Raw genomic sequence first — 24,708 nt, forward strand, 5'->3', positions numbered from 1 at the left:
GGCGTAGTCTATAACCGTACATATCACTCTATTGCTTAGTACAAAGCAATCGCACATATTGAGGTCACCATGATGTCAAAGAAGAGAATAGGGGCGGGGATAGCTACCCTGGGTGCTACGTTGGCTCTTGTCGCCGGTAGCTCTCTGATGCCTGCAGAGGCCGCCAACCAGGTAACCCCCGCGACAGTCAGCGCTGCCAGCCTCTCGGACCTAATCCGTTCTAGTCAGCCAACAGAGCTTAATCCTTTTTTGGTGGGAGCCGGGGTTTCCGATATTACCGGTGAGGTAGCTGAGGTGGGCTTTATTGGCTATGGGACGGCCACACAGAAGGGCAGCGGTCTGCATACTCGTCAGTATGCCCGTGCCTTTGTTGTGATTGATCCGGTAGATGGGCAACGTAACCTGATAGTGGTTTTGGACGCTCTCAGTGGTTGGGGTAGTCTGCGTGAGGCTTTGGTGGATCAGATTCGAGCTGAGTTTGGCCCTGAGTTTTCAGAGGCCAATATCATGATTACAGCCAGCCATACGCATGCCACTCCTGGGGGAGTGAGTAAGGATGCCCTCTATAACATCACTACCCTGGGCTTCCACAAGGCTACTTTTGATGCTCAAGTCACTGGCTCCATGCGCGCTATTCGCCAGGCTCTAGCTGATCTAGCGCCCGGAAACGTCACGGTCTCCCAGTCTGAATTGACCGGGGTCGGTGTCAACCGTTCGGCTGTTGCTCAGCGGCAAGATCCTCCGGAACTTTTACGGATGTTGACTGATGGTGTAGATCCTTCCAGCACTACTTTTCGGTTCGAGCACAATGGGGTAACCCGGGCGGTTCTCAACTGGTATGCGGTGCATGCTACGTCTTTGACCAACCAAAATACTCTGGTTTCTTCTGATAATAAGGGCTATGCCGAGTACCTGCTAGAGACGGTCGATCACGGGGTGGACCTTAATCAGGAAAGTGATCAGCCTGATTTTGTGGCTGCTTTTGCTAATAGTAGCGCTGGTGATGTCTCACCCAATACCTGGTTGAAACCTGGAATGGGCCCCACCGATGATCAGTTTGAAAACCTGAAGATCCAGGGTAGCCGCCAGGCTGATGCCGTCCGGCAGCAGTTGGCAAACCCCGGAGTGCCCCTTGGCCGGGGCTTGGACTCCCGAATTACGTATACGGATTTCTCTTCAGTAAATGTGAGCCGGCAGTTCACGGGCACTGGTTATGCCGGGCGAACCTGTAATGCTTCCCTGGGTGCCCCTTTCGCAGCCGGCAGTGTGGAAGATGGGCCGGGAGCTGATGGTTTCAATGAGGGGGTAAATGCCAATAAGGTGTGGAGCGGCTTTAACTGGCTTGCCTATAGCGCATCCTCGGACTTGACCGCCTGCCAGTACCCTAAGGCAAATCTTTTGGCGGTTCATCAGCAGATCCAGCAAAAGTTACCGGTTCAGGTCATGCGTTTTGGTGACTACTACCTTTTGGGTATGCCCGGTGAACTGACGAGCGCTGTGGGGGCGCAATACCGGCAGGATATGGCAGAACTGTTTGGGGTAGATGTATCTCATATCATTGTTCAGGGCTACACTAATGCTTATAGCCATTATGTGACCACGCCTCAGGAATATGTGACCCAGCAGTATGAAGGCGGAGCAACTGTCTTTGGCATCAACGAGATGGGTGCCTTCCGTCAGGTCTTGCAGACTGTGGGTAGCTCCCTGAAAGAGGGTAGAGAACTGAATATTGGTGATAAGCCTCTTATGCGCAAGCCTATGGAGTCGACTGTCGGCAAGGTCTGGTATGACAGCCCCGGCTGGGGTAACTACTATGGCAAGGTTTTGGCTCAACCGCGTGATACTCATGCTGGGGGCCAGGTAAGCGCTCTCTTTGTGGGCGCGCACCCCAATAATAATCACAAGCTCAACGCCACCTATCTTGAGGTTCAGCGAAAGCAAGGGGACAGTTGGGTGAGGGTTGCATCCGATAACGACCCCAACACCAAGTTCCATTGGCGGCGGCACTGGGCTGCCCAATCGCGCGTCAGCATTGAATGGCAGGTACCTGAGGAGGCTCTGCCCGGTACTTATCGCCTTGTCTACTACGGTGATTCAAAGCAAGCCAACGGAAAGATTACTCCCTTCACTGGAACCAGCCGGGAGTTTAAGGTCAGCTAGCACCTTGTGACTTCTTGCGGTGCCCGTCCTTCTTTTAGGAGAGGGGCGGGCACCATTTTTGTAGGTAAAGGAGGGTGGAACCTGTCTTAAGTGCCTCATATCACCACGATCGCGGGTTTAAAGCTGAGGTTGAGCAGGCTTTGGGGTAGATTAAAGCGCGCAAAACAGGCTATAGTCATACCTGGAGTGCTTAGCAGTGGCGTAAGCTCCTAGCTCAGTACATGAGAACCAATGGCAGAATGGACACCGTCCTTTGGCCTTGTTCACTCTCGACTTCGGTCGAAAAGTGATCTTGAGGCCTAAATGCCATTTTTTGTTATGTCTGGGTACATTCTGCTAAGCGTAAGAATTTCTTTTGCACTTATTTCCAAGTTGCAGAAGGCAAGTAAAGCCGGTTGAGCCTAACAGCCCAGCCGAAACCAAACGGAGAACAAGTGCCTACAATTCAGCAGTTGGTCCGTAAGGGCCGTGCACCCAAGGTCGTCAAGACCAAGGCGCCCGCACTTAAGGGCAACCCCATGAAGCGTGGCGTATGCACCCGTGTATACACCACTACCCCGAAGAAGCCGAACTCAGCACTGCGTAAGGTCGCACGTGTTAAGCTCAACGGCGGCATCGAGGTTACCGCATACATCCCCGGTGAGGGCCACAACCTTCAGGAACACTCCATCGTGCTCGTGCGCGGTGGTCGTGTGAAGGACCTCCCCGGTGTTCGTTACAAGATTGTACGTGGCGCACTGGATACCCAGGGCGTTAAGGGCCGCGGTCAGGCTCGTTCACGCTACGGCGCAAAGAAGGAGAAGAAGTAATGCCTCGTAAGGGTCCCGCTCCTAAGCGTCCCCTCGTAAACGATCCTGTTTACGGTTCACCGCTGGTCACCCAGCTCATCAACAAGGTTCTGCTGGACGGCAAGAAGTCAACCGCTGAGCGCATCGTTTATGGTGCACTCGAAGGCGTTGCTCAGAAGACCGGCGCAGATCCCGTAGCAACCCTCAAGAAGGCTATGGACAACGTCAAGCCTTCACTTGAGGTTCGCTCACGCCGCGTTGGCGGTGCGACCTACCAGGTCCCCGTCGAGGTTCGCGCAGGCCGTGCAACCGCATTGGCTCTTCGCTGGCTCGTTGGCTTCTCAAAGCTTCGTCGCGAGAAGACCATGACCGAGCGTCTCATGAACGAGATCCTGGATGCTTCCAACGGTCTCGGTGCAGCTGTGAAGCGTCGCGAAGACACTCACAAGATGGCAGAGTCCAACAAGGCCTTCGCACACTACCGCTGGTAATTTTTTCGTAGCCTGCCGCTATGTACAAAAGTACATAGCGGTAGGCTATCGGAGTTTCTCACAAGGGAGAACAAAGTGGCACTAGACGTGCTTACAGACCTAAAAAAGGTCCGCAACATTGGTATTATGGCGCACATTGACGCCGGTAAGACCACCACAACCGAACGCATCCTCTTCTACACCGGTATTAACCACAAGATTGGTGAAACCCACGACGGTGCGTCAACCATGGACTGGATGGCTCAGGAACAGGAACGCGGTATTACCATTACCTCCGCGGCTACCACCTGCTTCTGGAAGAACAACCAGATCAACATCATCGATACCCCCGGCCACGTTGACTTCACTGTTGAGGTTGAGCGTTCACTGCGCGTCCTCGACGGCGCTGTAGCCGTGTTCGACGGTAAGGAAGGCGTTGAGCCTCAGTCTGAAACCGTTTGGCGTCAGGCTGACAAGTACGAAGTTCCCCGCATCTGCTTCGTCAACAAGATGGACAAGCTGGGCGCTGACTTCTACTTCACCGTAGACACCATCGTCAAGCGTCTGGGCGCAACCCCCCTGGTCCTACAGCTCCCCATCGGCGCTGAAAACGACTTCATTGGCGTCGTTGACCTGCTCACGATGCAGGCCTACGTATGGCCCGGCGATGCCAAGGGCGACGTTACCATGGGCGCTTCCTACGAAACCCGCGAGATTCCTGCGGACTTGGTTGAGAAGGCCGAAGAGTACCGTTCACAGCTGGTTGAAGCTGTAGCTGAGTCCTCCGAAGAACTCATGAACAAGTATCTGGAAGGCGAGGAACTGACCCTTGAGGAAATCAAGGCTGGTATCCGTCAGCTGACCGTCAACAATGAGGCTTACCCGGTTCTGTGTGGTTCAGCATTCAAGAACCGCGGCGTGCAGCCCATGCTTGACGCTGTTCTGGATTATCTGCCCTCACCGCTGGATGTTCCTGCTATGGTTGGTCACCTGCCCACCGACGAAGAGGCAGAAGTAACCCGCAAGCCCTCAGCAGATGAGCCTTTCGCGGCTCTGGCCTTCAAGGTCGCAGCACACCCCTTCTACGGTCAGCTGACCTACATCCGCGTTTACTCCGGTAAGGCTGCACAGGGCCAGCAGGTTCTGAACGCCACCAAGGGTAAGAAGGAACGTATTGGTAAGCTCTTCCAGATGCACTCCAACAAGGAGAACCCTGTTGAAGAGATCCAGGCAGGCCACATCTACGCAGCTATCGGCCTGAAGGACACCACCACCGGTGACACCCTCTGCGATATTGCTAACCCCGTGGTTCTGGAATCCATGACCTTCCCCGCACCCGTGATCTTCGTGGCCATTGAGCCCAAGACCAAGGGTGACCAGGAGAAGATGTCAACTGCGATTCAGAAGCTTTCTGCAGAAGACCCCACCTTCACTGTTTCACTCAACGAAGAAACCGGCCAGACCGAAATTGGCGGTATGGGCGAGCTCCACCTGGACATCATCGTTGACCGTATGAAGCGTGAATTCAAGGTTGAAGCAAATGTGGGTAAGCCCCAGGTTGCCTACCGCGAAACCATCACCAAGGCTGTCGAGAAGGTTGACTACACCCACAAGAAACAGACTGGTGGTTCTGGTCAGTTCGCTAAGGTTCAGGTTTCCTTCGAACCCGTTCCCCTGGACGCAGAAGAGCTCTACGAGTTTGATAACGTCGTTACCGGTGGTCGCGTTCCCCGCGAATACATCCCCTCTGTTGATGCCGGTATCCAGGACGCAATGCAGCTGGGTATCTTGGCTGGCTACCCCGTAGTCGGTGTCAAGGCTACTCTGATTGACGGCGCTTACCACGACGTTGACTCATCAGAAATGGCCTTCAAGATTGCTGGCTCAATGGTCTTCAAGGAAGGCGCACGTCGCGCTAACCCGGTTCTGCTTGAACCCCTGATGGCTGTTGAAGTTCGTACCCCGGAAGAGTACATGGGCGACGTGATCGGCGACCTGAACTCACGCCGCGGTCAGATCCAGTCCATGGAAGATGCAGCAGGCGTCAAGATCGTTCACGCTCTTGTTCCGCTGTCAGAAATGTTCGGTTACATCGGTGACCTCCGTTCAAAGACCCAGGGTCGTGCCGTCTTCTCCATGGAGTTCGACAGCTACTCAGAGGTTCCCAAGAACGTCGCTGATGAAATCATTCAGAAGAGCCGCGGCGAATAATTCTCGCCCTGGTACGGCTCGCTTAATGTGAGCCCTACCGCTTTTCAAAAAACCTAATAAATGAACCTCTCTGGGTTTCGCCTGACCGGCCTTATCCGCTATTGTGGTAGCTAGACCGCCTTCTATGGCGGAGTGCGCCGGTATCAAACCCGAGTGCAGGTTCTCAAATCTTCTCTATAGGAGGAAAAACTCTTGGCAAAAGCTAAGTTCGAGCGCTCCAAGCCTCACGTAAACGTCGGTACTATTGGTCACGTTGACCACGGTAAGACTACTCTGACCGCTGCTATCTCTAAGGTTCTTGCAGACAAGTACCCTGACCTGAACGAGAAGCGCGACTTCGGTATGATCGACTCCGCTCCCGAAGAGCGCCAGCGCGGTATTACCATTAACATTGCTCACATCGAGTACCAGACCGAGAAGCGCCACTACGCACACGTTGACGCTCCCGGCCACGCTGACTACGTCAAGAACATGATCACCGGTGCTGCTCAGATGGACGGCGCAATCCTGGTTGTTGCTGCCACCGACGGCCCCATGGCACAGACCCGCGAGCACGTTCTGCTGGCTCGCCAGGTTGGCGTTCCCACCCTGCTTGTTGCTCTCAACAAGTCAGACATGGTTGAAGATGAAGAACTTCTCGACCTGGTTGAGATGGAAGTTCGCGAACTTCTGTCCTCACAGGAATTCGATGGCGACAACGCTCCTGTTGTTCGCGTTTCCGCTCTGAAGGCTCTGGAAGGTGACCCCGAGTGGGTTGCTAAGGTTGAAGAGCTCATGGACGAGGTTGACAACTACATTCCCGACCCCGTACGTGAGAAGGACAAGCCCTTCCTCATGCCCATCGAGGACGTCTTCACCATCACCGGTCGCGGTACCGTTGTTACCGGCCGTGCAGAGCGCGGTACCCTCAAGATCAACTCCGAAGTTGAGATCGTTGGTATCCGCCCCATCCAGAAGACCACCGTTACCGGTATCGAGATGTTCCACAAGCAGCTCGACGAAGCTTGGGCAGGCGAGAACTGTGGTCTGCTGCTTCGCGGTCTCAAGCGCGATGACGTAGAGCGTGGTCAGGTTGTTGTTGCTCCCGGCTCAATCACCCCCCACACCCAGTTCGAGGCTAACGTTTACATCCTTTCCAAGGATGAAGGCGGCCGCCACAACCCCTTCTACTCGAACTACCGTCCTCAGTTCTACTTCCGCACCACCGACGTTACCGGTGTTATCACCCTTCCCGAGGGCACCGAAATGGTTATGCCCGGCGACAACACTGAGATGACCGTTGAGCTCATCCAGGAAATCGCTATGGAAGAGGGCCTGGGCTTCGCAATCCGCGAAGGCGGCCGCACCGTCGGTTCAGGTCGCGTAACCAAGATCATCAAGTAAGTCTGACTTACCCTAAGATCTGCAACTACCCCTAGGGTAGAAGCGCAAGGGCTGGCCCCGCAGAGTAATCTGCGGGGCCAGCCCTTTTATATTGTGTAGCCTTTTGAGTCCTTGCATCTTGGAAACCTCTGATCTCAGGGAGGCTCTTTGAGGGGTGGCTCTAGCAGGGTACCTGTTAATATATGTGGGTCTGAACACTCCAAGAAAGAAAATCTTGCTAAGAATAGATAACTCTGGCATGATTGAGTACGTTGTTCAAGCGTTTGCCCGCTGAAAGTAGCCAGATAGCAGTTCTGATAGATGGTGAAGGCAAACCCAAATATGACCCAATCGATCAGTTCGAGGGAATAGTGCGCGCTTTTTATGCATTGCATAGGCGACACGCCCGAGTTCGGGGGTCGGTGCCTCGGCAGGGTGAGGAACCCGGCAGATGCCGGATTCAGCCTGTTAGAGGCGGCGCGAAAGAAATGAAGATTCATCTCTTTACCTTAAGCGCCATAAAAAGGAGCAACCGCTCCGTTACAGGGAAGTAGACAAGAAAGAGAGTCCGACAGATGGCGGGACAGAAAATCCGCATCCGTCTGAAGTCATACGACCACGAGGTCATTGATTCTTCAGCTCGGAAAATCGTTGAGACAGTTACGCGTGCAGGCGCTACGGTAGTTGGCCCCGTGCCCCTACCCACCGAAAAGAACGTGTACTGCGTTATCCGTTCGCCTCACAAGTACAAGGACAGCCGCGAGCACTTTGAAATGCGCACGCACAAGCGTCTGATCGACGTCGTTGATCCGACCCCCAAGGCTGTTGATGCCCTCATGCGTCTTGACCTTCCGGCAGACGTAAACATCGAAATCAAGCTGTAGAGGATCGCATCTAAATGACTAACAAGTTCGAGCGCCAGGTTAAGGGCCTGCTGGGCACCAAGCTTGGCATGACCCAGGTCTGGGACGAAAACGGCAAATTCGTGCCCGTTACTGTCGTCAAGGCCGATTCAAACGTTGTTACCCAGCTGCGCAAGGCTGAAACCGATGGCTACGAAGCTATCCAGATCGGTTTCGGTGCTATTGAAGCTCGCAAGGTAACCAAGCCCCTCGCCGGTCACTTCGAGAAGGCAGGCGTAACTCCTCGCCGTCACCTCGTTGAACTCCGCACCTCAGACGCTGCAGAATACTCACTCGGTCAGGAACTGACCGTTGAGCTCTTCGAAGCTGGCCAGAAGGTTGACGTAGTAGGCAAGACCAAGGGTAAGGGCTTCGCCGGTGTTATGAAGCGTCACGGCTTCGCAGGTGTAGGTGCATCACACGGTGCCCACAAGAACCACCGTAAGCCCGGCTCAATCGGTGGCGCATCATACCCCGCACGCGTGTTCAAGGGTATGCGCATGGCAGGCCGTATGGGCGCTGCACGCCACACCACCATGAACCTCACTATTCAGGGTGTAGATGCAGAAAACAATGTTCTTTTGATCAAGGGCGCAATCCCCGGTCCTAAGGGCGGCGTTGTTCTGGTTCGCACCGCTGTGAAGGGAGCCTAATACACCATGGCTGTCAAGACCGTAAAGGTAGACCTGCCCGCTGATATCTTCGACGCTCAGGCATCTGTACCCCTGCTTCACCAGGTGGTAGTTGCCCAGCTCGCAGCAGCTCGTCAGGGTACTCACAAGACCAAGAACCGCGGCGAAGTTTCCGGCGCAGGCCGTAAGCCCTTCAAGCAGAAGGGTACCGGCCGTGCACGTCAGGGCTCCATTCGCGCCCCCCACATGACCGGTGGTGGCGTTGTACATGGCCCGACCCCCCGTAGCTACGCTCAGCGGACCCCCAAGAAGATGATTGCAGCTGCCCTGCGCGGCGCTCTCTCCGATCGCGCTCGTCACGATCGCGTTCACGTTGTCGAAACCCTGGTTGAAGGCCCCAAGCCTTCCACTAAGGCAGCTAAGGCAGCAATCGCAGAGATCACCAGCCGCAAGAACGCACTGGTTGTCATCGACCGCAAGGACGACCTGGTAGCACTGTCAGCACGCAACCTGGAGAACGTACACGTTATCTACGCAGATCAGCTGAACACCTACGATGTTCTGATCTCAGATGACGTTATCTTCACCAAGGATGCCTACGACGTATTTGTCGCAGTTGCTTCCAAGGCCAAGAAAGAGGCTGCTAAGTAATGTCTGTTACCACCTCAACTTTCAAGGATCCCCGCGACGTGATTATCGCTCCCGTCGTGTCGGAAAAGAGCTACGGTCAGCTCGACGAAGGTAAGTACACCTTCCTCGTAGACCCCCGCTCCAACAAGCTGGAAATCAAGCAGGCCATCGAGACCATCTTCGATGTCAAGGTTGCTTCCATCAACACCGCCAACCGTGCAGGCAAGCGCAAGCGCACCCGCCACGGTTGGGGTGCTCGTAAGAACACCAAGCGTGCGATTGTAACCCTCAAAGAAGGCGCAATCGACCTCTTCGGCGGTCCGGCAGCATAGGCTCCGGAGACCACTTTAGCGAAGGAAAGAAATATCTAAATGGGTATTCGTAAACACAAGCCGACGACCCCGGGTCGCCGTGGCTCGAGCGTATCAGATTTCGCAGAAATCACCCGCTCAACCCCGGAAAAGTCCCTGGTCCGTCCGCTCCCCAAGAAGGGCGGCCGTAACAACACCGGTCGCATCACCACCCGTCACAAGGGTGGTGGACACAAGCGCCAGTACCGTCTGATCGACTTCCGTCGTCACGACAAGGACGGTGTTGACGCACGCGTTGCACACATCGAGTACGATCCCAACCGTACCGCTCGCATCGCACTGCTCCACTACGTTGATGGCACCAAGCGTTACATCATCGCCCCCAACAAGCTTGCTCAGGGCGACATCGTTGAGTCAGGTCCCGCGGCCGATATTAAGCCCGGCAACAACCTGCCCCTGCGTAACATCCCTGTGGGTACCGTGATCCACGCTGTTGAGCTCCGCCCCGGTGGCGGTGCCAAGATGGGCCGCTCAGCTGGCGCATCTATCCAGCTGGTTGCAAAGGAAGGTAAGTACGCTCAGCTGCGTCTGCCCTCCGGCGAAATCCGCAACGTTGATGTCCGTTGCCGCGCAACCGTTGGTTCGGTTGGTAACGCTGAGCAGTCAAACATCAACTGGGGTAAAGCAGGCCGTAACCGCTGGAAGGGCATCCGCCCGACCGTTCGCGGTGTCGTCATGAACCCCGTTGACCACCCCCACGGTGGTGGTGAAGGTAAGACCTCAGGTGGCCGTCACCCGGTTAACCCCAACGGTAAGCCCGAGGGCCGCACCCGCCGCCCCAACAAGGAAAGCGACAAGCTCATTGTTCGTCGCCGTCGTACTGGCAAGAAGCGCTAAGGAGCCTGAAACATGCCTCGTAGTTTGAAGAAGGGCCCTTTCGTTGATCAGCACCTTTTTGTAAAGGTTGCAGCTCAGAACGAGAAGGGCACCAAGAACGTTATCAAGACTTGGTCCCGCCGCTCGATGATTATTCCCGACATGCTCGGGCATACCATCGCAGTGCACGACGGACGCAAGCACGTACCCGTGTTCATCACTGAGTCCATGGTCGGACACAAGCTCGGCGAGTTTGCACCGACCCGTACTTTCCGTGGCCACGTTAAGGACGACCGCAAGGGCAAGCGTCGCTAAGAACGGGTAACCGTTTTTAGATACGTTTCCCTTTCGGCAATAGACGAAAGAGAGATAGGCAATGGAAGCCAAGGCAACTGCGTCGTACGTACGCGTTACGCCTATGAAGGCACGCCGCGTCATCAACCTTATCCGTGGCAAGCAGGCGGAAGAGGCTCTGGCGATTCTGAAGTTCGCTCCTCAGGGCGCTTCAGAACCGGTATACAAGATCGTTGCATCAGCTGTTGCAAACGCTCGCCAGAAGGCAACCCAGCAGGGTCTGCCCTTCAAGGAAGAGGAGCTGTTCATCAGCGAAGCATACGCGAACGAAGGTCCCACCATGAAGCGATTCCAGCCTCGTGCCCAGGGCCGTGCGTTCCGCATCAACAAGCGCACCAGCCACATCACCGTGGTAGTTGCTACCCCGGAGAAGGAGGAGGGCCGCTAAATGGGTCAGAAAATTAACCCCAACGGTTTCCGACTTGGTATCACCACCAACCACGTTTCAAAGTGGTTCGCTGACTCCAACAAGGAAGGCGAACGCTACGCAGACTACGTTCGCGAAGATGTAAAGATTCGTGAACTCCTGTCAAAGGGTATGGAACGCGCAGGCATCGCAAAGGTTGAGATCGAGCGTACCCGTGACCGTGTTCGTGTGGACATCCACACCGCACGCCCCGGTATCGTTATCGGCCGCCGCGGCGCCGAAGCAGACCGTATCCGTGGCGAGCTCGAGAAGCTCACCGGCAAGCAGATTCAGCTGAACATCCTCGAGGTTGCTAACCCCGATCTGTCAGCTCAGCTGGTTGCCCAGGGCATCGCAGAGCAGCTTGCTTCACGCGTAGCATTCCGCCGCGCAATGAAGAAGGCAATCCAGTCCGCACAGCGTGCAGGTGCTAAGGGTATCCGTATCCAGTGCTCCGGCCGTCTGGGTGGCGCTGAAATGTCACGTTCAGAGTTCTACCGCGAAGGCCGTGTGCCCCTGCACACCCTGCGTGCGAACATCGACTACGGTTTCTTCGAAGCAAAGACCACCTTCGGCCGTATTGGCGTCAAGGTATGGATCTACAAGGGTGACCTCACCGACAAGGAGCTTGCTGCACAGCAGGCTTCTGGTAACCGTCGCGGCAACAACCGTGGTGGCGACCGTCGTCGTGCAGGTGGCCGTGGGCCCCGCCGTGAACGTCGTTCCGACAACGCTTCAGCACCCGCTGAAGCAAAGACTGCAGAAAACGGTGAGGCATAAATGCTAATTCCCCGTCGAGTTAAGTACCGCAAGCAGCATCACCCCAAGCGTTCAGGTATGGCTAAGGGTGGTACCGAGGTAGCGTTCGGTGAGTGGGGCATTCAGGCTCTGACTCCCGCATACGTCACCAACCGTCAGATTGAAGCTGCACGTATTGCAATGACCCGTCACATCAAGCGTGGCGGTAAGGTTTGGATCAATATTTATCCCGACCGTCCGCTAACCAAGAAGCCTGCTGAAACCCGTATGGGTTCCGGTAAGGGTTCACCCGAATGGTGGGTCGCAAACGTAAAGCCCGGTCGAGTTATGTTCGAACTCTCCGGTGTATCCGAAGAAGTGGCTCGCGAAGCTATGCGCCTCGCAATCCACAAGCTCCCGATGAAGGCACGCGTTGTGCGTCGCGAAGGTGGTGAATAGAAATGGCAGTTGGATCAAAGGATCTGAGCATCGACAACCTCGCAGAGCTCTCCAACGAGAATCTGGTAGAGAAGCTGCGTGCGTCGAAGGAGGAGCTATTCAACCTCCGTTTCCAGGCAGCCACTGGTCAGCTTGAAAATCCCGGTCGTATCCGCTCGGTCAAGCGCGACATTGCACGTATTTACACTGTGCTTCGCGAACGCGAGCTCGGTATTCGTCCCGCAACCGAAGGTTAAATCACATGAGTGAAGTAAAGACTGAAGAGCGCGGCTACCGCAAGACTCGCCGCGGCTACGTTGTGTCCGACAAGATGGACAAGACTGTAGTCGTTGAGGTCGAGGACCGCGTGAAGCACGCACTGTATGGCAAGGTTATGCGCCGTAGTTCCAAGATCAAGGCACACGATGAGCAGAACACTGCTGGTATTGGTGACCTGGTTCTCTTGGCTGAGACCCGTCCGCTATCCGCTACCAAGCGCTGGCGCGTCGTGGAGATCATCGAAAAGGCTAAGTAAGCCCTAGAGATGAGTCAGACCTGGTGCTGACTTTTCAAGGTGCCCTTTCCCATTATTATTTGGGGGAGGGCACCTTTTTGCGCCCTGCTTCTGCTTGAAGCCCATGACTCAATAAAGTAAGGTAAGGCTTAGCTTATTATCCCAACCACTTTCTGAGGCTTCACTTTGTTACCCCTTAATAGACGTACTTTTTTTCTGACAACAGGTTTAGCGGCAGCAAGCGGGCTTACCGCCTGCTCACAGGCGGAGACCTCATCGGCCGCTCAGTCTGGGGCCAGCCGGATCGTAGTAGATGTTGAAGGTAATGAGGTCAGGTTGCCTGAGCGCCCTCAGAAAGTAGTGACTCTCTCTGAACCGACCCTAGATGCGGCCTTGGCCTTAGGGGTTATGCCGGCGGGTACAGTTTCAGGCAGGGGGCAGGCAACAGTACCCCACTATCTTCAAGATAAAGCAGCAGATATTAAAATCCTTGGTTCTGTATCGGAGCTCAACTATGAGGCCATTGGGGCTCTCAAGCCAGATTTGATCTTGGCTGATGGCACCAGTATCAATAACCGCCCCGATGTTCTGGATATTTTAAAGGCCATAGCTCCCTTGGTTTTTTGTGGGTATGCCGGTGGTCCGTGGCAGACCAATCTGGACTTTGTGGCCCAGGCACTGAATCTGCAAGATCGGGGCCAGCAGGTTAAAGATGAATATGCCCAGCTGACACGTTCTTTAGCCCAAGAACTTACCCCTCAATACTCGGATAAAACCTTTTCTGTAGTTCGCTGGCAGGGGGGCGGGCCCTCTCTGATTCTTAAGGAACTACCGGCCGGTCAGGTGCTTTCAGACCTTAAATTGGCCAGACCTGCTGGTCAAGATCGTTTGGGTAGGGGGCATTCTGAACCTGTATCCCTGGAGAACCTATCTCTCATTGATGCTGACTATATGTTTTTTGGCACCTTGGGTGGCGCCAGCCAAGATAACCCCCACTCCGAGACCGGGGCTGATCGTCAGGGCGCGCAAGTAGCTTTAGAGGCTGCTCAAGAGACCTCAGGCTTTACCGATCTCAAAGCCTATCGTCAGGACCATATTATTTTGGTTGACGGCTCGCTATGGACATCAACAGGTGGTCCCTTGCTCATGAAGGGAATTGCTGAGAATATCCGTGAGGTATTACTGACAGATTCTGCCCGGTAGATTCTCAAGGTCCCTAGAAAATAACGAGCGTTAGGTAAGAATTCGTGATGAGTCAAAACTCTCCCAAAGCTATTCGAGGGCGTCGCTACCTAGCCGCGCTTACTCTTTCATCGGGTTTGGTCCTCTGTCCTGCCCTGGTGCAACCCAGTATAGATCCCTCTGGACTAGGCTTAGGTGCTCATGCGCTGGAGGCCAGCCCGCAGGTAGAGGTCACTAGCCCCGAGGGGGTTACAGTCAAAGGGCCAGATTCCATAAAATTTGGGCAGACTATAGAGGTGACCGGTAGCGGCTGGCTACACCCAGAAGGGGGTGGTTCTACCATTACCCTCAAGGCAGACAAGAGGGGTTTGACCCGGGGCGGCAGTGATATCCTCAAAACTTTTACGGCGGAGGACGATGGTAGCTTCAAGCTCACTCTCGACTACCCCAGCCTGGCTAACGGTTTTGATCAAGAGTGGGAGCCAGGCTCTGAGCATATTTTCCATTTTCTGACAGGTTCAGGCAAGGCCGGGGATGCTATGCGAGCCCTGGTACTACCGGTAACCATTGAAGGCGAGCCTGATTCGCCGGCCCCTGCCCCTGATACCAGCCAATGGACCAAGCTAAGCGCCGGTCAGGCCTCGCTGTTCATTAAGCCCTACCAATCTGGTGAAAAAATCCGGGTGCGGGGCCAGGGCTGGGTTAAAGGCCAAGGTCAGGGCGGGTCCGTCGTAGCCCTCAAACTGGCCTCCGGTCAGGATACTTTCTATGAGAGGGCAGATAACAGTGCCCAAAACGCCTATCTGAGAACCCTGGGGCAAGCTGAGCTGGGGGAGGACCGGACTATTTGGGCACTGCTAACAGATGATGCGTCGGTGGCTAATCCTCAAGAGGGCATCTATCTCATCAGTTCAGATGGTTCCTTCGATCTAGAGCTAGAGGTGCCAGAACCCTTGCGCCAGGCCCAAGCTGGGCAGTATCTGGCAGTCCAGACCCTTTCTGGTCGCTTTGCCCCCGGAGATACCCGGCGTTCAGCTCGTTCTGAGCCGGTGCCGGTTAATGGGCTTGCCTCTCAGGAGGGGAAGAAAGATGACCAGGTCACTTGTCAGACCGAGCAGGCCTCACCTTCGGCCCGGCTGGCCCAAAAGACGGTTCAGGCAGGCGGTAGCTTGCACCTGCTGGGGCAGGGCTGGTGTAACCCCCAAGGTAAGGGAGCACCCCGTATAGCGGTTAAGATTGATGATGCCGCTATCTCGCACCGAGATACGGCGGTTCATAGCAATAAGACTATCTGGGCGATTATCGAACCTGACCCCAAAACCGGAGAAATTGATACCTGGATTCAGCTTCCTGCCGCTGATGGCAGTGACTCAGAACCGGGGCTCTCTGAGGGAGCTCATAGCTTACGGCTCTTGGCAGGTTCGCTTCAAGCTGGTGACATGAGGGTTTCCTACGGTGGAACTGGCACCCTGGACTTTATCGTCGGTAAGTATGCTCCCACCAGAATGCCTGATGTGCTTAGTGCAGAGGAGATTACCTCTAGCCCCCGCAATGAGGTCATGGTTAAGCGAGATGGCCTCAAGATCTCTGTGACAGTTCCCCAAGCAGAGCCCGGCCAGTGGGTAAGGGTCAATCCCTACCTGGGTGGTTCGATTCGAGCACGCTGGGGCAGTACATGGCAACAGCTAGATCAGGACAGAAGCATCCACTACTCCATGCCTGAGAGTTTGGCAGCAGGGGATTACAAGTTTGTCGTCCAGAGCGGTGATCAAGAGAGCTTTGGCAAATTGATGGGGTGGGCCAGCCTTAAAGTAGCGCAAGAGTCCCAGGATACTGGTAAGTCAGCTACCTGGAGCAAGGTGCTAGCCGGTGGCAATGCTGCGCAGGCTACTGGACTGAGCAGGGCTAGTGTGGGAACCCAACTTGGTGTCACAAGTCAGGCTGGTGTCTTGGGCAGGGCCCAAAATCCAGCCGCTGGTGGGCTGACAGGCGCTAACAACAGTAGTTCTCAACTGAGCAGGATTGTTCGCGTGGCTCCTGCCCCAGCCCAGGTCATGCAGGCACCTCAAGACTCTAAAAAACCCACGCCCTCAGCTTCGGATCGGGTCCTAAAGGCCCCCCAATCCGCGAGAGTTGAGCCGGCTCAGGACCCGCTCATTAGCCAAGAGACGGTCGAACCGGGCGCCGATATGTCTCTTTTCAATAATCTGCTCTTGCTCGCTGGCGCGCTCCTTGTGCTTGTTGTGGTCTTGCTACCGCGCAAGAAACAGTAGACCTCCTTGCCTAAAATTTCGGATAGAAAGACAAAAAACATGCCTCTACAAACCTCTATGAGAAAGCTGCTAGCAGCTACGGTTCTTGGCTCAACTCTTGTTTTCAGTGCCCCCCAGGCCCTGGCCATCCCACCGGGTGGGGCTAGCGCCAATACCCCAGGTACTTCTTCAACGGTTACTCCTGGTAGCCTGCGTGCTGGTGACACTATCAGCTTCACTGTCTCGGGTTTCCCTGCCAACGAGCAAGTCAACGTCAAAATTGATAACGGGGACGCCTGCCCCTCTGACTCCCCTCAGGGGGCCTGCGTGGTTCACCAACTAAAAACGGATTCCCAGGGCAAGGCCTCGGGCTCCTTTGTGCTGTCGCGGGAATTAGCACCCGGCCAACATACCCTACGGTTCCTGGCTACAGAGATTATCTATAACTCCGATGGACAACAAAACGGAACGAGGGGATATTCAAACCAGTCCCCGGCCTTCACCATTGAGAGCGGGGAGCAGGACTCCCAGGGTGGCTCCTCGGGCGGGCAGGCAGCTCCCGGTGATAAGGGGCAGGCAGGTCAAGGCCAGAACTCCGGGGGCCAGAATCAAGGCCAGCAGAATGCGGGCTCCAATAGCGGGACCTCTGGAACCTCCCAGGGGCGAACCGACAGCGGGCAGACAGATGGCAATGGCAGCGGCCAAGAGGATGTTATCTATCAGGATGCTGAGGGCAACCAAATTAGCAAAGAGGAGTATGATACCCTCATGAAAGAGCAGGAGCAAGGCCAGCCTTCAGCATCGGCTTCGGGTTCTGCCTCCGCTTCGGCTTCAAGCTCCGCTTCTGCTTCGCCTGATCCCTCTGCTTCGGCCAGTTCGGTAGCCCAGGACCAGCCAGCTAGTCAGAAGCAGCAAGAAGGTTCTTTTCCCTGGATCGGCATCATTGGCTTGAGCCTAGCGGCCTTGGCTGCTGGCTTTGTCCTATGGCGTCGTCGCCAGGCCTAAGCATCATCAATGGCCAATTACGCAAAAGCTATCATGGGAGAAATCCAGCGGCCGGTCATCGGTAAGCGCTCTGTGTGGTGGTTCCTGTTGTTCTTGACCCTGCTTGGGATCAGTATCGCTTTATCACTTTTTTGGGGCTCGCACCAGCTAGATAGCAGTACTGTCCTCCAGGTGCTTGGGGGGCAGGGCCCAGATCAAGCTCAGAAGATTATTTGGGAACAGCGCATCCCCCGCACGGGCCTAGCCCTGGTCTGCGGAGCTGCTTTGGCTCTAGCCGGGTCCTTGATGCAGTCTTTGACTCGTAACCCCTTGGCAGAACCGGGCCTACTGGGCATCAACGCGGGAGCCTCGGTTGCCGTTGTCCTTTCTGTGGTTTTATGGGGAGCTGCCGGTATATATAGGTATATGGGAGCCGCTCTGGTGGGGGCCTGCCTGGCTACCTTAGCTGTTTATCTGCTGGGGCGGGGGGCTCGGTCCTCCATCATCAGACTGGCGCTGGCAGGGGTGGCTTTATCGGCTGCTCTGAGTGCTCTTAATCAGGCCCTGATCCTATCTAACCAAGAAGCCTATGACGAGTTTAGATTTTGGGTTGCCGGTTCTCTTCAGGGGCGGGGGAGCGATATATTCTTAGCGCTCAGTCCTTTGCTGGGCCTGGGTTTTCTCCTTGCTTTCTGGGTTACCCCGGCTATCAATGCACTGGCTATGGGTGAGGAGAGCGCTATATCTTTGGGGGTCAACCTGAAGAAAACTTATTTCCTGACTCTGGTTGTTGTAACACTGCTGGCAGGTTTGGTGACGGCTGCTATTGGTCCTATAGCTTTTGTCGGTCTAGCCGTTCCCTATATGGTGAGATATTTCGTAGGTAATGATCTTCGGTGGGTTAACTTAGGCTCCATGATTTTGGGTCCCTGCTGGCTTCTGAGTGCAGATGTTCTGGCTCGCCTGATCTTCGCGCCCCAGGAGACCCATGTGGGCATCATAGCTACCCTGGTCGGGGCCCCCTTTTTTGTGATCATGATGAGCCGCCGTAAAGAGGTGGTCCTATGAGTCTGACCCAGCAGCGCGGTCTACATATCAGCAGAGCGCGGGATCTGGCGGGCAGGCCGGTCCTAGCCGTATCTGGCCTGATGAACTTTCAGCTGCCCCTGCGGCTGGCTTTCTACAACCTCTGCCTCTACCTACTAATTCTTGCCCTTGGCCTTTGGGCTTTGACTCAGGGAGATTATGACCTGTCTCCCGCTCAGGTTCTTCAGGCCCTCAAAGGTGGTTCTGATGATGCCTTAGCTAGCTATTTTGTGAGAGAAGTAAGAGCTCCCCGAATTGTTGCTGCTCTCTTAGTAGGCCTAGCCCTGGGAGTTTCCGGCGCTATCTTTCAGATTATTTCCGGTAACTCGCTGGGCTCCCCAGATATCATTGGTTTTACCTATGGTGCGGCTACAGGCGCACTGATCAACATCATTATTTTTGATGCTGGCCCCTTAGGGATAGCCTGTGGCGCTATTAGCGGTGGCTTGGTCAGCTCTCTCATCGTTTGGTTTTTGACACGTCAAACAGGGCTTCGCGGTACCCGTCTGGTCTTGATTGGGCTGGGTTTAGGTGCCACTCTTTCGGCCTTGAATGCTCTCTTGGTGGTAGGGGCCTCCCTCACTCAGGCTCAAACTGCTGCCTCATGGATGGCGGGGAGCCTCAACACCATGAATTGGGGAAAAATCAGTTTCTTGGCTCTGGGACTGGTCCTTTTGCTTCCCCTGAGCTGGAGCCTGAGCAGGCCCCTGGGCTCTCTTACCTTTGGCGGGCAGATTGCGGTAGGGCTGGGTGTTCCTCTGACAAAGGTCAGGGTTACAGCACTTTTCGTAGGAGTTTTGCTTGTCTCCCTTGCTACGGCAGTGACTGGTCCTTTGGCATTTGTGGCCTTGGCGGCACCGCACCTTGCCCGAAAAATTACTAGAGTCCAGGGCGCCGGGCTGGCAAGTGCAGCAGCTACTGGGGCTTGCCTGGTACTCCTATCGGATCTTATCGGTCAATACGCCTTCAGGGCCCCTCTACAGGTGGGGGTCGTTACCGGTGCCTTAGGCGGTATATATTTGGTCTACCTGATTGCTATGGAAGGAAAGCGCTGATGGTGCTAGCTCAGCCCGAATCGAGACTTCAGGCTCGGGACCTCTGCCTTGGCTACGGGGCTCAGGCTGTTCTTGAAGGTGTGGATTTGGATGTTCTCGAAGGAGAGCTTACGGTCATTCTTGGCCCTAATGCCTGCGGAAAATCTACCCTTCTCAAAGCACTGTCAAGAGTCTTGATACCTCAAGGAGGGCAGGTTCTCTTAGACCAGGAACTGATGCAATCGCTCAAATCGAAAGATATTGCCCGGGTTCTAGCTATGTTGCCGCAAACACCGGATATTCCTGCAGGTGCGACTGTTGCGGATATTGTGGCTAGGGGCCGTTACCCCCACCAGGGTTTTCTGAAAACCTGGTCCGCTCAAGACCAAGAAATATGTACTCAAGCTATGGCCTCAGCTCAGGTTTTAGATTTGGCTGAGCGCAGTATCGAAGAGCTTTCTGGGGGGCAACGCCAGCGGGTCTGGATTGCTATGACCCTGGCTCAGCAGACCCCCCTGGTTCTCCTCGATGAGCCAACTACCTATCTTGATATCACCCATCAAATAGAAGTGCTTAATCTGACTCGGGAACTGTACCGGCAGGGGAGTACTGTGGTGGTGGTTCTTCACGACCTTAATCTAGCTTTTCGGTACGCTACACACGTAGTCTTGATGCGTTCCGGTAAAATTCTTGCCCAAGGGGACCCTCGCCAGATTGTGACTGAGAGCCTTATCAAAGAAGTGTACGGTCTAGATTCCCTGGTCATTGAAGACCCCTGCTCCGGTACGCCCCTGGTTATTCCTACCTTCTCTCAGGGGGCCTAGCCCATGAAGAGTCACCCCACTCCGCCCAAGATACCCCGTCCTCTGCCAGCACCGCGGGTCAGCTCGCCCTTGCTAGGTGCCCTCCTGGACCGGTTAGGGCCAGCAGATACTGCAAGCCTGAATCATGAGCTTGAAGCGCTGACGGCTCAAGGAACACCTCTGGTAGAGACACCTCCTGCCGAAGCCACAGCAGCTGATGAACAGATAGTTACCTTCCTGTACAAGCACCCTTCTGCTCAGCGAGTGCTGATCTTTATCAATCGCTTGACCGATGAACGGAATCTAGCTGATTCTCTGATGGAACCGGTGGGCCAGTCATCATACTTTGCCATTAGCTTTCGTATGAAGAAGGATTGGCGGGCCTCCTATTGTTTTATCGTTCAGGAGCTTGATCATGCAGCTCCTTGGGAAGCTGCTTTCAATCAGTGGCAGCTCCGGCAGGCTCTGGATGAAGGGGTTACTGATCCCCACAACCCCCTACGCTGTCTAAATAGTCGTGGCCGGGAACTCTCGGTTGTACAACTAGAGCAGGCGCCCTTACAACCCTACCTCTCTGACTCCCAGCCGCATGAGTCTGCCTGGTTGAGGACCAGTGGAGGCCGTCAATATTTTCTATGTAGGTTGGGCCAACTTGAGCCTGGATCGCCTATTGTCTGCCTTCTGGATGGGGAACAATGGTTGTCTATGGGGCTTAAGGGAATGCTGATGGCAGCCCACCAGGATAAGTACCTGCCCTCCTGCCTGTTCATTTTTGTCCACTCAGGGGGGCGGGAGCAACGTTGGCAAGAGCAGGCCGGTGATTTCCCATTTGCTGACTTCCTGGCTGATGAGTTACTTGTTGAGGCACTTGAAGGCACAGCACAGAAACTGGGGGAGCAAGAGGTTGTCGTGGTGGGCCAGTCCCTAGGTGGCCTTTCTGCGCTTTTGGCGGTACTTAAACGCCCTGATGTTTTCACTGCGGCATGCGCCCAGTCGGCCTCGCTCTGGCAGGAGATAGCCTTTAGCCAGCTGGAGGATGCCAGTCAAGACCAAGCCCTTTCTCCTAGACACCGCTTATTCCTTGAGGTGGGGGAGCAAGAGTGGGTGCTATTACCAGCCCACGAACGTTTTGTCACTCGTGCCCGTGAACTGGGTGTCATGGTGGACTATCAGACCTATAACGGAGGGCATGATTATGCCTGCTGGCGAGGTTCGCTGATCCCGGCTTTGCGCCGCCTGCTCCATGAAGGGTTGAAATAGTACAGTATTTTCTTTCCTAATTCAATCAGGATTAAAAGGTTACCCTGATTTTTAAATCAGGTTGAAATAAGTTAGAAATTAGGTAATCCTTAATTGGGGCTCGACGGGTGAAGAATGCCAAACTCGATGCCCTGTCAATGCACAGTACATGAGGCCTCCGGCCTTAGTCTCCTAAGGAGAAAATCTTATGAACAGCCCCCACCCCAAGCGCACCCTAAGCTCAGCTCTGGTTGGAGTGTGCGCCCTGAGCCTTTTGGGCTCTTCCTTTATGGTGCCCGCACAGGCAGCCGATGCCCCCGCCCGTGATATCAGCGTAGAAGCCCAGCAAACCGCCGGTATCCCCGGTCAGTACCAGGCATCCTACTCCGCCAAGAACAACAAGATGTGGGTCACTGGCTCATTCGGCCCTAATATGACCGTTTCATCTTTGGCGCGAGTCAATCCTGAAACCATGAAAATTGAAGCAGTCGCAGAGCTTCCGACCGTCCGCTTTGGTAGCGGTAAGAGCTCAGGCTACAGCTACATGGGCGTTTACGGCGTAGCGGTAGACGATGCCAACAACAAGGTTTGGGTAACCAATACTCGTAACGACTCGATTTCTGTCTACGACCAGGACAGCATGGAGCTGGTCTGGACCAGCTACGACTATTTTGCGACCGACACTGACGTTGAGCACCCCCGGTCAATCATTATTGATAACAAGCGCAATAAGGCCTATGTCACCGGTCGCTACAATGTTTGGTCGATTGATTTGACCTCACACGAGGTCAAGAACCTGGCCATCAAGCCAGAAAGTGATGTCCGCGTTCTGACCATGAACCCCACCATCGATGAGACGACCGGTAAGCTCTACGTTCCTGAGCGCTCTAGCGGTACTGTTCAGATTGTAGACCTGGACACTTTCAGCCTGGAATCTGAATTTACTGTTCACGCAGATGACCCTGCAGCGGACACCCTGCCTTCAGCGGTTGCTATCGATCACTCTCTGAATGAAATCTTCATCTCCTCCCAGGGCAAGGACGGCGCTAACTCTGGCGTGACTGTTTACGATCTAAACACTCACGAATACAAGAAGAGCATCCCCTTCGGCACTCGTTCACTGGGTATTGTCAACGACGAGGACCGTGACCTGGTCTACGTAGCTGACTTTGGCCAGGGATCAGTGGGTGTTATTGATGCAGCCGCCGGTCAGCTAGTTGCCGAAGTTAACACCGGTGACTCCAAGACTAACGACCTAGCTATGGCTGCCGACGGTTCTGTCTTTGCCGTTGATAAGAACACCTACAAGACCGGCCTGAGCGTTCCATTTGCTCTTGACTTCGCTACCGGCCAGAACGCTCCCGGTACAACCACTCTTTCCAAGGGTAAGCAAATCGACATTGAGGTCAATTCCTTTACTCGCCTGACCGTTGACGCCAAGGATGCCACACTGCCCGAGGCAGAAAAGTCAACTGAGACCACCGACGGTGTCACCGTAACCGGTGTTAAGGCCGTACAGGAAGGCCAGGCTCTAGAATTTAGTGGAACCGGTTGGACCACCGAAGACGGCAAGGGTTCTGTCATTGTTGCAAAGCTGGATGACGGTGGTGTCAGCGTCAATGAGCCGGTCAAGAACCCCGTCACCGGTGACCCCATCAAGAACAAGACCGTCTACGGTGCAGTTGCCGCAGATGAGCAGGGTAATTGGACTCTGACCATGCCCTTCCCCACTCAGGACAATTCAAGTGTTGACCCTCAGGAATGGGCAGCTGGCACTGAGCACAACGTGCGCTTCCTGACCGGGTCAATGGCTGAGAATGACAAGCGCCGGGCGGTAGGTTTCAAGTTTACTGTTGCAGCACCGCAGGCTGCTACCCCTGTCAGCCCCAAGAAGGTCGACCCTGCCCAGGTGGATTTCCAGGGCTACCCTGAGCTGACTAAGACCACAGATCAAGACTTCGTCACTGTGAGCTTTAAGGACGTGCCGGAATCCCTCATGTTCCAGCAGGAGATTATGTGGGTCGCTGAGCACGGTGTAGCCAAGGGCTGGCCTGATAATACCTATAGGCCTTTTGAAAACATCGAACGTGGAGCTATGGCCGCCTACATGTACCGCCTGGCTGGCTCACCCCGCTACCACGCACCCGAGGTATCACCCTTTAGCGATGTTTCCACCGACCACCCCTTCTACAAGGAGATCGCCTGGTTGCAGCAGGCCGGAATCACCACCGGTTGGCCCGATGGGACCTTCCGCCCTGGCGAAAGCATCAACCGTGATGCTATGGCCGCTTTCTTCTACCGGGCTGCTGGTTCACCCGACTACACCCCCTCAGGTGATGGTGCCTTCAAGGATGTCCAGTCAAGCACTGCATTCTACAAGGAGATTTCCTGGCTCAAGGACCAGGGTATTACCACCGGCTGGCCCGATGAGACCTTCCGCCCGCTGACCCCCATCAAGCGCGATGCTATGGCAGCTTTCGTCTACCGCTACCAGGACAAGCTAGATGTGGAAGCATCTGCTAAGTAGTAGACACCTGCTCTAAGGCAGGACTCCTTACACTTCTGGCCCCTCCACATCCCGGTGGAGGGGCCAGAAGTTTTAGAGGCAGCTATCAAGGGTAGCCAGGGAGCAAAGAGGGCCCTGCCCCGAATCTATGCTTATCATGTCCAGCCCGGGCGGTTGCTGGTCAGGATATTCCCAGCCTAGGTAGTCTAGGCTCAGAGAACGGGCCAAGCCCTGCCCCCGGGCTTTGAGGTAGGCTTCCTTCCTGGTCCACAGCCAGGTTAATCTTTCGGTGAGTTCGGCCCCGGAAAGGTCCCCCAGCTCTTCCTTTTCTGCGGGGTGTAAATAGGGTAGGAGCCAGTCACCTGCTCTGCTAGTGGCCAGACATTCCAGATCTACTCCGACAGGGGTGTGGGCCTGCCGAGCTAGGGCAATGGCAAGCCACTGGTTGCTGTGAGAGAGTGAAAAGCTAGCTCCGGGGCACAGGGGCTTGCCCCAGGGGCCATAGCTAATCTCTACCTGACCGGGGCTTAGGCCCAAAGGCTGACAAAGGCTAAGCCGCAGGAGTATCCGGGTGAGCGCCCAGTGCTTGCCACGACAGCCCTGGGGGTCTAAAAGGTCCAGTCTGCTGGCTTTTTCCTGTTCGGCCTGTGCCAATGAAGTCCAAAAGCTTTCCAGGCCGGGGTGGTTGGCGGCGCACCAAAAATCAAGCCGGTAGATACTGACGTGGGCCCTGGTGAAGTGATAGCTCCGGTAGGGCTTAAGAGGAAAAGGTCGCAAGAGATGGCACCTAGTCTGGTGGGCTAAAAACAGACCTTGTGGCGGACAAACCA

At 55.1% G+C, this 24,708-nt stretch carries 25 protein-coding genes; 24 read left to right on the plus strand and 1 reads right to left on the minus strand.

Annotation, left to right across the window (positions count from 1 at the left end; translation table 11 throughout):
* The first annotated feature begins 69 nt into the window (after positions 1-69).
* The 24 genes from ACN082_RS02605 (at position 70) to ACN082_RS02720 (ending at position 23,899) form a co-directional block, all read left to right on the plus strand.
* On the plus strand, positions 70-2,160 hold the full coding sequence (locus ACN082_RS02605) for a neutral/alkaline non-lysosomal ceramidase N-terminal domain-containing protein (RefSeq protein WP_419099286.1): 2,091 nt from the start codon (positions 70-72) through the stop codon (positions 2,158-2,160).
* Between the two features lie 434 nt (positions 2,161-2,594).
* Positions 2,595-2,969: a 30S ribosomal protein S12 gene (rpsL, locus tag ACN082_RS02610; protein WP_419099287.1), complete on the plus strand. Its 375-nt coding sequence runs from the start codon at positions 2,595-2,597 to the stop codon at positions 2,967-2,969.
* Positions 2,969-3,439, plus strand: a complete 471-nt coding sequence (gene rpsG / locus ACN082_RS02615; RefSeq protein ID WP_185174277.1) for a 30S ribosomal protein S7 — start codon at positions 2,969-2,971, stop codon at positions 3,437-3,439. The genes rpsL and rpsG overlap by 1 nt, the downstream gene beginning before the upstream one ends.
* A 75-nt stretch (positions 3,440-3,514) precedes the next feature.
* Positions 3,515-5,629, plus strand: a complete 2,115-nt coding sequence (gene fusA, locus ACN082_RS02620; RefSeq protein WP_419099288.1) for an elongation factor G — start codon at positions 3,515-3,517, stop codon at positions 5,627-5,629.
* A gap of 192 nt (positions 5,630-5,821) precedes the next feature.
* Positions 5,822-7,012 (plus strand): elongation factor Tu, encoded by a 1,191-nt coding sequence (tuf, locus tag ACN082_RS02625; protein WP_419099289.1) that lies wholly within the window; start codon positions 5,822-5,824, stop codon positions 7,010-7,012.
* Between the two features lie 554 nt (positions 7,013-7,566).
* Positions 7,567-7,875, plus strand: a complete 309-nt coding sequence (rpsJ, locus tag ACN082_RS02630) for a 30S ribosomal protein S10 (RefSeq protein ID WP_068169589.1) — start codon at positions 7,567-7,569, stop codon at positions 7,873-7,875.
* Between the two features lie 14 nt (positions 7,876-7,889).
* Positions 7,890-8,546, plus strand: a complete 657-nt coding sequence (gene rplC / locus ACN082_RS02635) for a 50S ribosomal protein L3 (RefSeq protein ID WP_419099290.1) — start codon at positions 7,890-7,892, stop codon at positions 8,544-8,546.
* A 6-nt stretch (positions 8,547-8,552) separates the two neighbouring features.
* The gene (gene rplD, locus ACN082_RS02640) at positions 8,553-9,176 is read left to right on the plus strand and encodes a 50S ribosomal protein L4 (RefSeq protein WP_419099291.1); all 624 of its coding nucleotides are present in this window, start codon (positions 8,553-8,555) and stop codon (positions 9,174-9,176) included.
* On the plus strand, positions 9,176-9,487 hold the full coding sequence (gene rplW / locus ACN082_RS02645; RefSeq protein ID WP_419099292.1) for a 50S ribosomal protein L23: 312 nt from the start codon (positions 9,176-9,178) through the stop codon (positions 9,485-9,487). The genes rplD and rplW overlap by 1 nt, the downstream gene beginning before the upstream one ends.
* A gap of 39 nt (positions 9,488-9,526) precedes the next feature.
* Positions 9,527-10,363 carry a 50S ribosomal protein L2 gene (gene rplB, locus ACN082_RS02650; protein ID WP_419099293.1) on the plus strand — a complete coding sequence of 279 codons (837 nt, stop codon included), beginning with the start codon at positions 9,527-9,529 and terminating at the stop codon, positions 10,361-10,363.
* Between the two features lie 12 nt (positions 10,364-10,375).
* Positions 10,376-10,657: a 30S ribosomal protein S19 gene (rpsS, locus tag ACN082_RS02655; protein ID WP_083090719.1), complete on the plus strand. Its 282-nt coding sequence runs from the start codon at positions 10,376-10,378 to the stop codon at positions 10,655-10,657.
* Positions 10,658-10,718: 61 nt separating this feature from the next.
* Positions 10,719-11,084, plus strand: a complete 366-nt coding sequence (rplV, locus tag ACN082_RS02660) for a 50S ribosomal protein L22 (protein ID WP_419099294.1) — start codon at positions 10,719-10,721, stop codon at positions 11,082-11,084.
* A complete protein-coding gene (gene rpsC, locus ACN082_RS02665) occupies positions 11,085-11,882 on the plus strand; it encodes a 30S ribosomal protein S3 (RefSeq protein ID WP_419099295.1) in 798 nt (265 codons plus the stop codon).
* Positions 11,883-12,299 carry a 50S ribosomal protein L16 gene (rplP, locus tag ACN082_RS02670; RefSeq protein ID WP_135012890.1) on the plus strand — a complete coding sequence of 139 codons (417 nt, stop codon included), beginning with the start codon at positions 11,883-11,885 and terminating at the stop codon, positions 12,297-12,299.
* A gap of 2 nt (positions 12,300-12,301) precedes the next feature.
* On the plus strand, positions 12,302-12,535 hold the full coding sequence (rpmC, locus tag ACN082_RS02675; protein WP_419099296.1) for a 50S ribosomal protein L29: 234 nt from the start codon (positions 12,302-12,304) through the stop codon (positions 12,533-12,535).
* A 5-nt stretch (positions 12,536-12,540) separates the two neighbouring features.
* Positions 12,541-12,813: a 30S ribosomal protein S17 gene (gene rpsQ, locus ACN082_RS02680; RefSeq protein WP_419099297.1), complete on the plus strand. Its 273-nt coding sequence runs from the start codon at positions 12,541-12,543 to the stop codon at positions 12,811-12,813.
* Positions 12,814-13,152: 339 nt separating this feature from the next.
* On the plus strand, positions 13,153-13,995 hold the full coding sequence (locus ACN082_RS02685) for an ABC transporter substrate-binding protein (RefSeq protein WP_419099298.1): 843 nt from the start codon (positions 13,153-13,155) through the stop codon (positions 13,993-13,995).
* Between the two features lie 47 nt (positions 13,996-14,042).
* A complete protein-coding gene (locus tag ACN082_RS02690) occupies positions 14,043-16,247 on the plus strand; it encodes a hypothetical protein (RefSeq protein ID WP_419099299.1) in 2,205 nt (734 codons plus the stop codon).
* Between the two features lie 39 nt (positions 16,248-16,286).
* Complete coding sequence (locus ACN082_RS02695; protein WP_419099300.1) at positions 16,287-17,231, plus strand: LPXTG cell wall anchor domain-containing protein; 945 nt, start codon at positions 16,287-16,289, stop codon at positions 17,229-17,231.
* Between the two features lie 9 nt (positions 17,232-17,240).
* A complete protein-coding gene (locus ACN082_RS02700) occupies positions 17,241-18,278 on the plus strand; it encodes a FecCD family ABC transporter permease (RefSeq protein WP_419099301.1) in 1,038 nt (345 codons plus the stop codon).
* Entirely contained in the window at positions 18,275-19,351 is a 1,077-nt protein-coding gene (locus ACN082_RS02705; RefSeq protein ID WP_419099302.1) for a FecCD family ABC transporter permease, read from the plus strand. Before ACN082_RS02700 ends, ACN082_RS02705 begins: the two co-directional genes overlap by 4 nt.
* A complete protein-coding gene (locus ACN082_RS02710; protein ID WP_419099303.1) occupies positions 19,351-20,154 on the plus strand; it encodes an ABC transporter ATP-binding protein in 804 nt (267 codons plus the stop codon). Before ACN082_RS02705 ends, ACN082_RS02710 begins: the two co-directional genes overlap by 1 nt.
* A 3-nt stretch (positions 20,155-20,157) precedes the next feature.
* Complete coding sequence (locus ACN082_RS02715; RefSeq protein ID WP_419099304.1) at positions 20,158-21,393, plus strand: alpha/beta hydrolase-fold protein; 1,236 nt, start codon at positions 20,158-20,160, stop codon at positions 21,391-21,393.
* 187 nt (positions 21,394-21,580) lie between these two features.
* Positions 21,581-23,899 carry an S-layer homology domain-containing protein gene (locus ACN082_RS02720; RefSeq protein ID WP_419099305.1) on the plus strand — a complete coding sequence of 773 codons (2,319 nt, stop codon included), beginning with the start codon at positions 21,581-21,583 and terminating at the stop codon, positions 23,897-23,899.
* Positions 23,900-23,971: 72 nt separating this feature from the next.
* Here ACN082_RS02720 and ACN082_RS02725 read toward each other — a convergent pair whose 3' ends face one another.
* Positions 23,972-24,655: a 4'-phosphopantetheinyl transferase family protein gene (locus ACN082_RS02725; protein ID WP_419099306.1), complete on the minus strand. Its 684-nt coding sequence runs from the start codon at positions 24,653-24,655 to the stop codon at positions 23,972-23,974.
* Between the last annotated feature and the right edge of the window lie 53 nt (positions 24,656-24,708).

Origin of the sequence: Rothia sp. CCM 9417 (assembly GCF_048513575.1) — a bacterium.
In the GTDB taxonomy this organism is placed as follows: domain Bacteria; phylum Actinomycetota; class Actinomycetes; order Actinomycetales; family Micrococcaceae; genus Rothia.

Bases quoted from the DNA above. Each gene is read 5' to 3' on its own strand.
- ACN082_RS02695 (WP_419099300.1), top strand. From the start codon at position 16,287: ATGCCTCTACAAACCTCTATGAGAAAGCTGCTAGCAGCTACGGTTCTT.
- ACN082_RS02700 (WP_419099301.1), top strand. From the start codon at position 17,241: ATGGCCAATTACGCAAAAGCTATCATGGGAGAAATCCAGCGGCCGGTC.
- rplC (WP_419099290.1), top strand. From the start codon at position 7,890: ATGACTAACAAGTTCGAGCGCCAGGTTAAGGGCCTGCTGGGCACCAAG.
- ACN082_RS02690 (WP_419099299.1), top strand. From the start codon at position 14,043: ATGAGTCAAAACTCTCCCAAAGCTATTCGAGGGCGTCGCTACCTAGCC.
- rplW (WP_419099292.1), top strand. From the start codon at position 9,176: ATGTCTGTTACCACCTCAACTTTCAAGGATCCCCGCGACGTGATTATC.
- rpmC (WP_419099296.1), top strand. From the start codon at position 12,302: ATGGCAGTTGGATCAAAGGATCTGAGCATCGACAACCTCGCAGAGCTC.
- rpsQ (WP_419099297.1), top strand. From the start codon at position 12,541: ATGAGTGAAGTAAAGACTGAAGAGCGCGGCTACCGCAAGACTCGCCGC.
- ACN082_RS02605 (WP_419099286.1), top strand. From the start codon at position 70: ATGATGTCAAAGAAGAGAATAGGGGCGGGGATAGCTACCCTGGGTGCT.
- rpsC (WP_419099295.1), top strand. From the start codon at position 11,085: ATGGGTCAGAAAATTAACCCCAACGGTTTCCGACTTGGTATCACCACC.
- rpsJ (WP_068169589.1), top strand. From the start codon at position 7,567: ATGGCGGGACAGAAAATCCGCATCCGTCTGAAGTCATACGACCACGAG.
- rpsS (WP_083090719.1), top strand. From the start codon at position 10,376: ATGCCTCGTAGTTTGAAGAAGGGCCCTTTCGTTGATCAGCACCTTTTT.
- ACN082_RS02715 (WP_419099304.1), top strand. From the start codon at position 20,158: ATGAAGAGTCACCCCACTCCGCCCAAGATACCCCGTCCTCTGCCAGCA.
- ACN082_RS02705 (WP_419099302.1), top strand. From the start codon at position 18,275: ATGAGTCTGACCCAGCAGCGCGGTCTACATATCAGCAGAGCGCGGGAT.
- rplB (WP_419099293.1), top strand. From the start codon at position 9,527: ATGGGTATTCGTAAACACAAGCCGACGACCCCGGGTCGCCGTGGCTCG.
- rplD (WP_419099291.1), top strand. From the start codon at position 8,553: ATGGCTGTCAAGACCGTAAAGGTAGACCTGCCCGCTGATATCTTCGAC.
- ACN082_RS02710 (WP_419099303.1), top strand. From the start codon at position 19,351: ATGGTGCTAGCTCAGCCCGAATCGAGACTTCAGGCTCGGGACCTCTGC.
- rplP (WP_135012890.1), top strand. From the start codon at position 11,883: ATGCTAATTCCCCGTCGAGTTAAGTACCGCAAGCAGCATCACCCCAAG.
- rplV (WP_419099294.1), top strand. From the start codon at position 10,719: ATGGAAGCCAAGGCAACTGCGTCGTACGTACGCGTTACGCCTATGAAG.
- ACN082_RS02720 (WP_419099305.1), top strand. From the start codon at position 21,581: ATGAACAGCCCCCACCCCAAGCGCACCCTAAGCTCAGCTCTGGTTGGA.
- rpsG (WP_185174277.1), top strand. From the start codon at position 2,969: ATGCCTCGTAAGGGTCCCGCTCCTAAGCGTCCCCTCGTAAACGATCCT.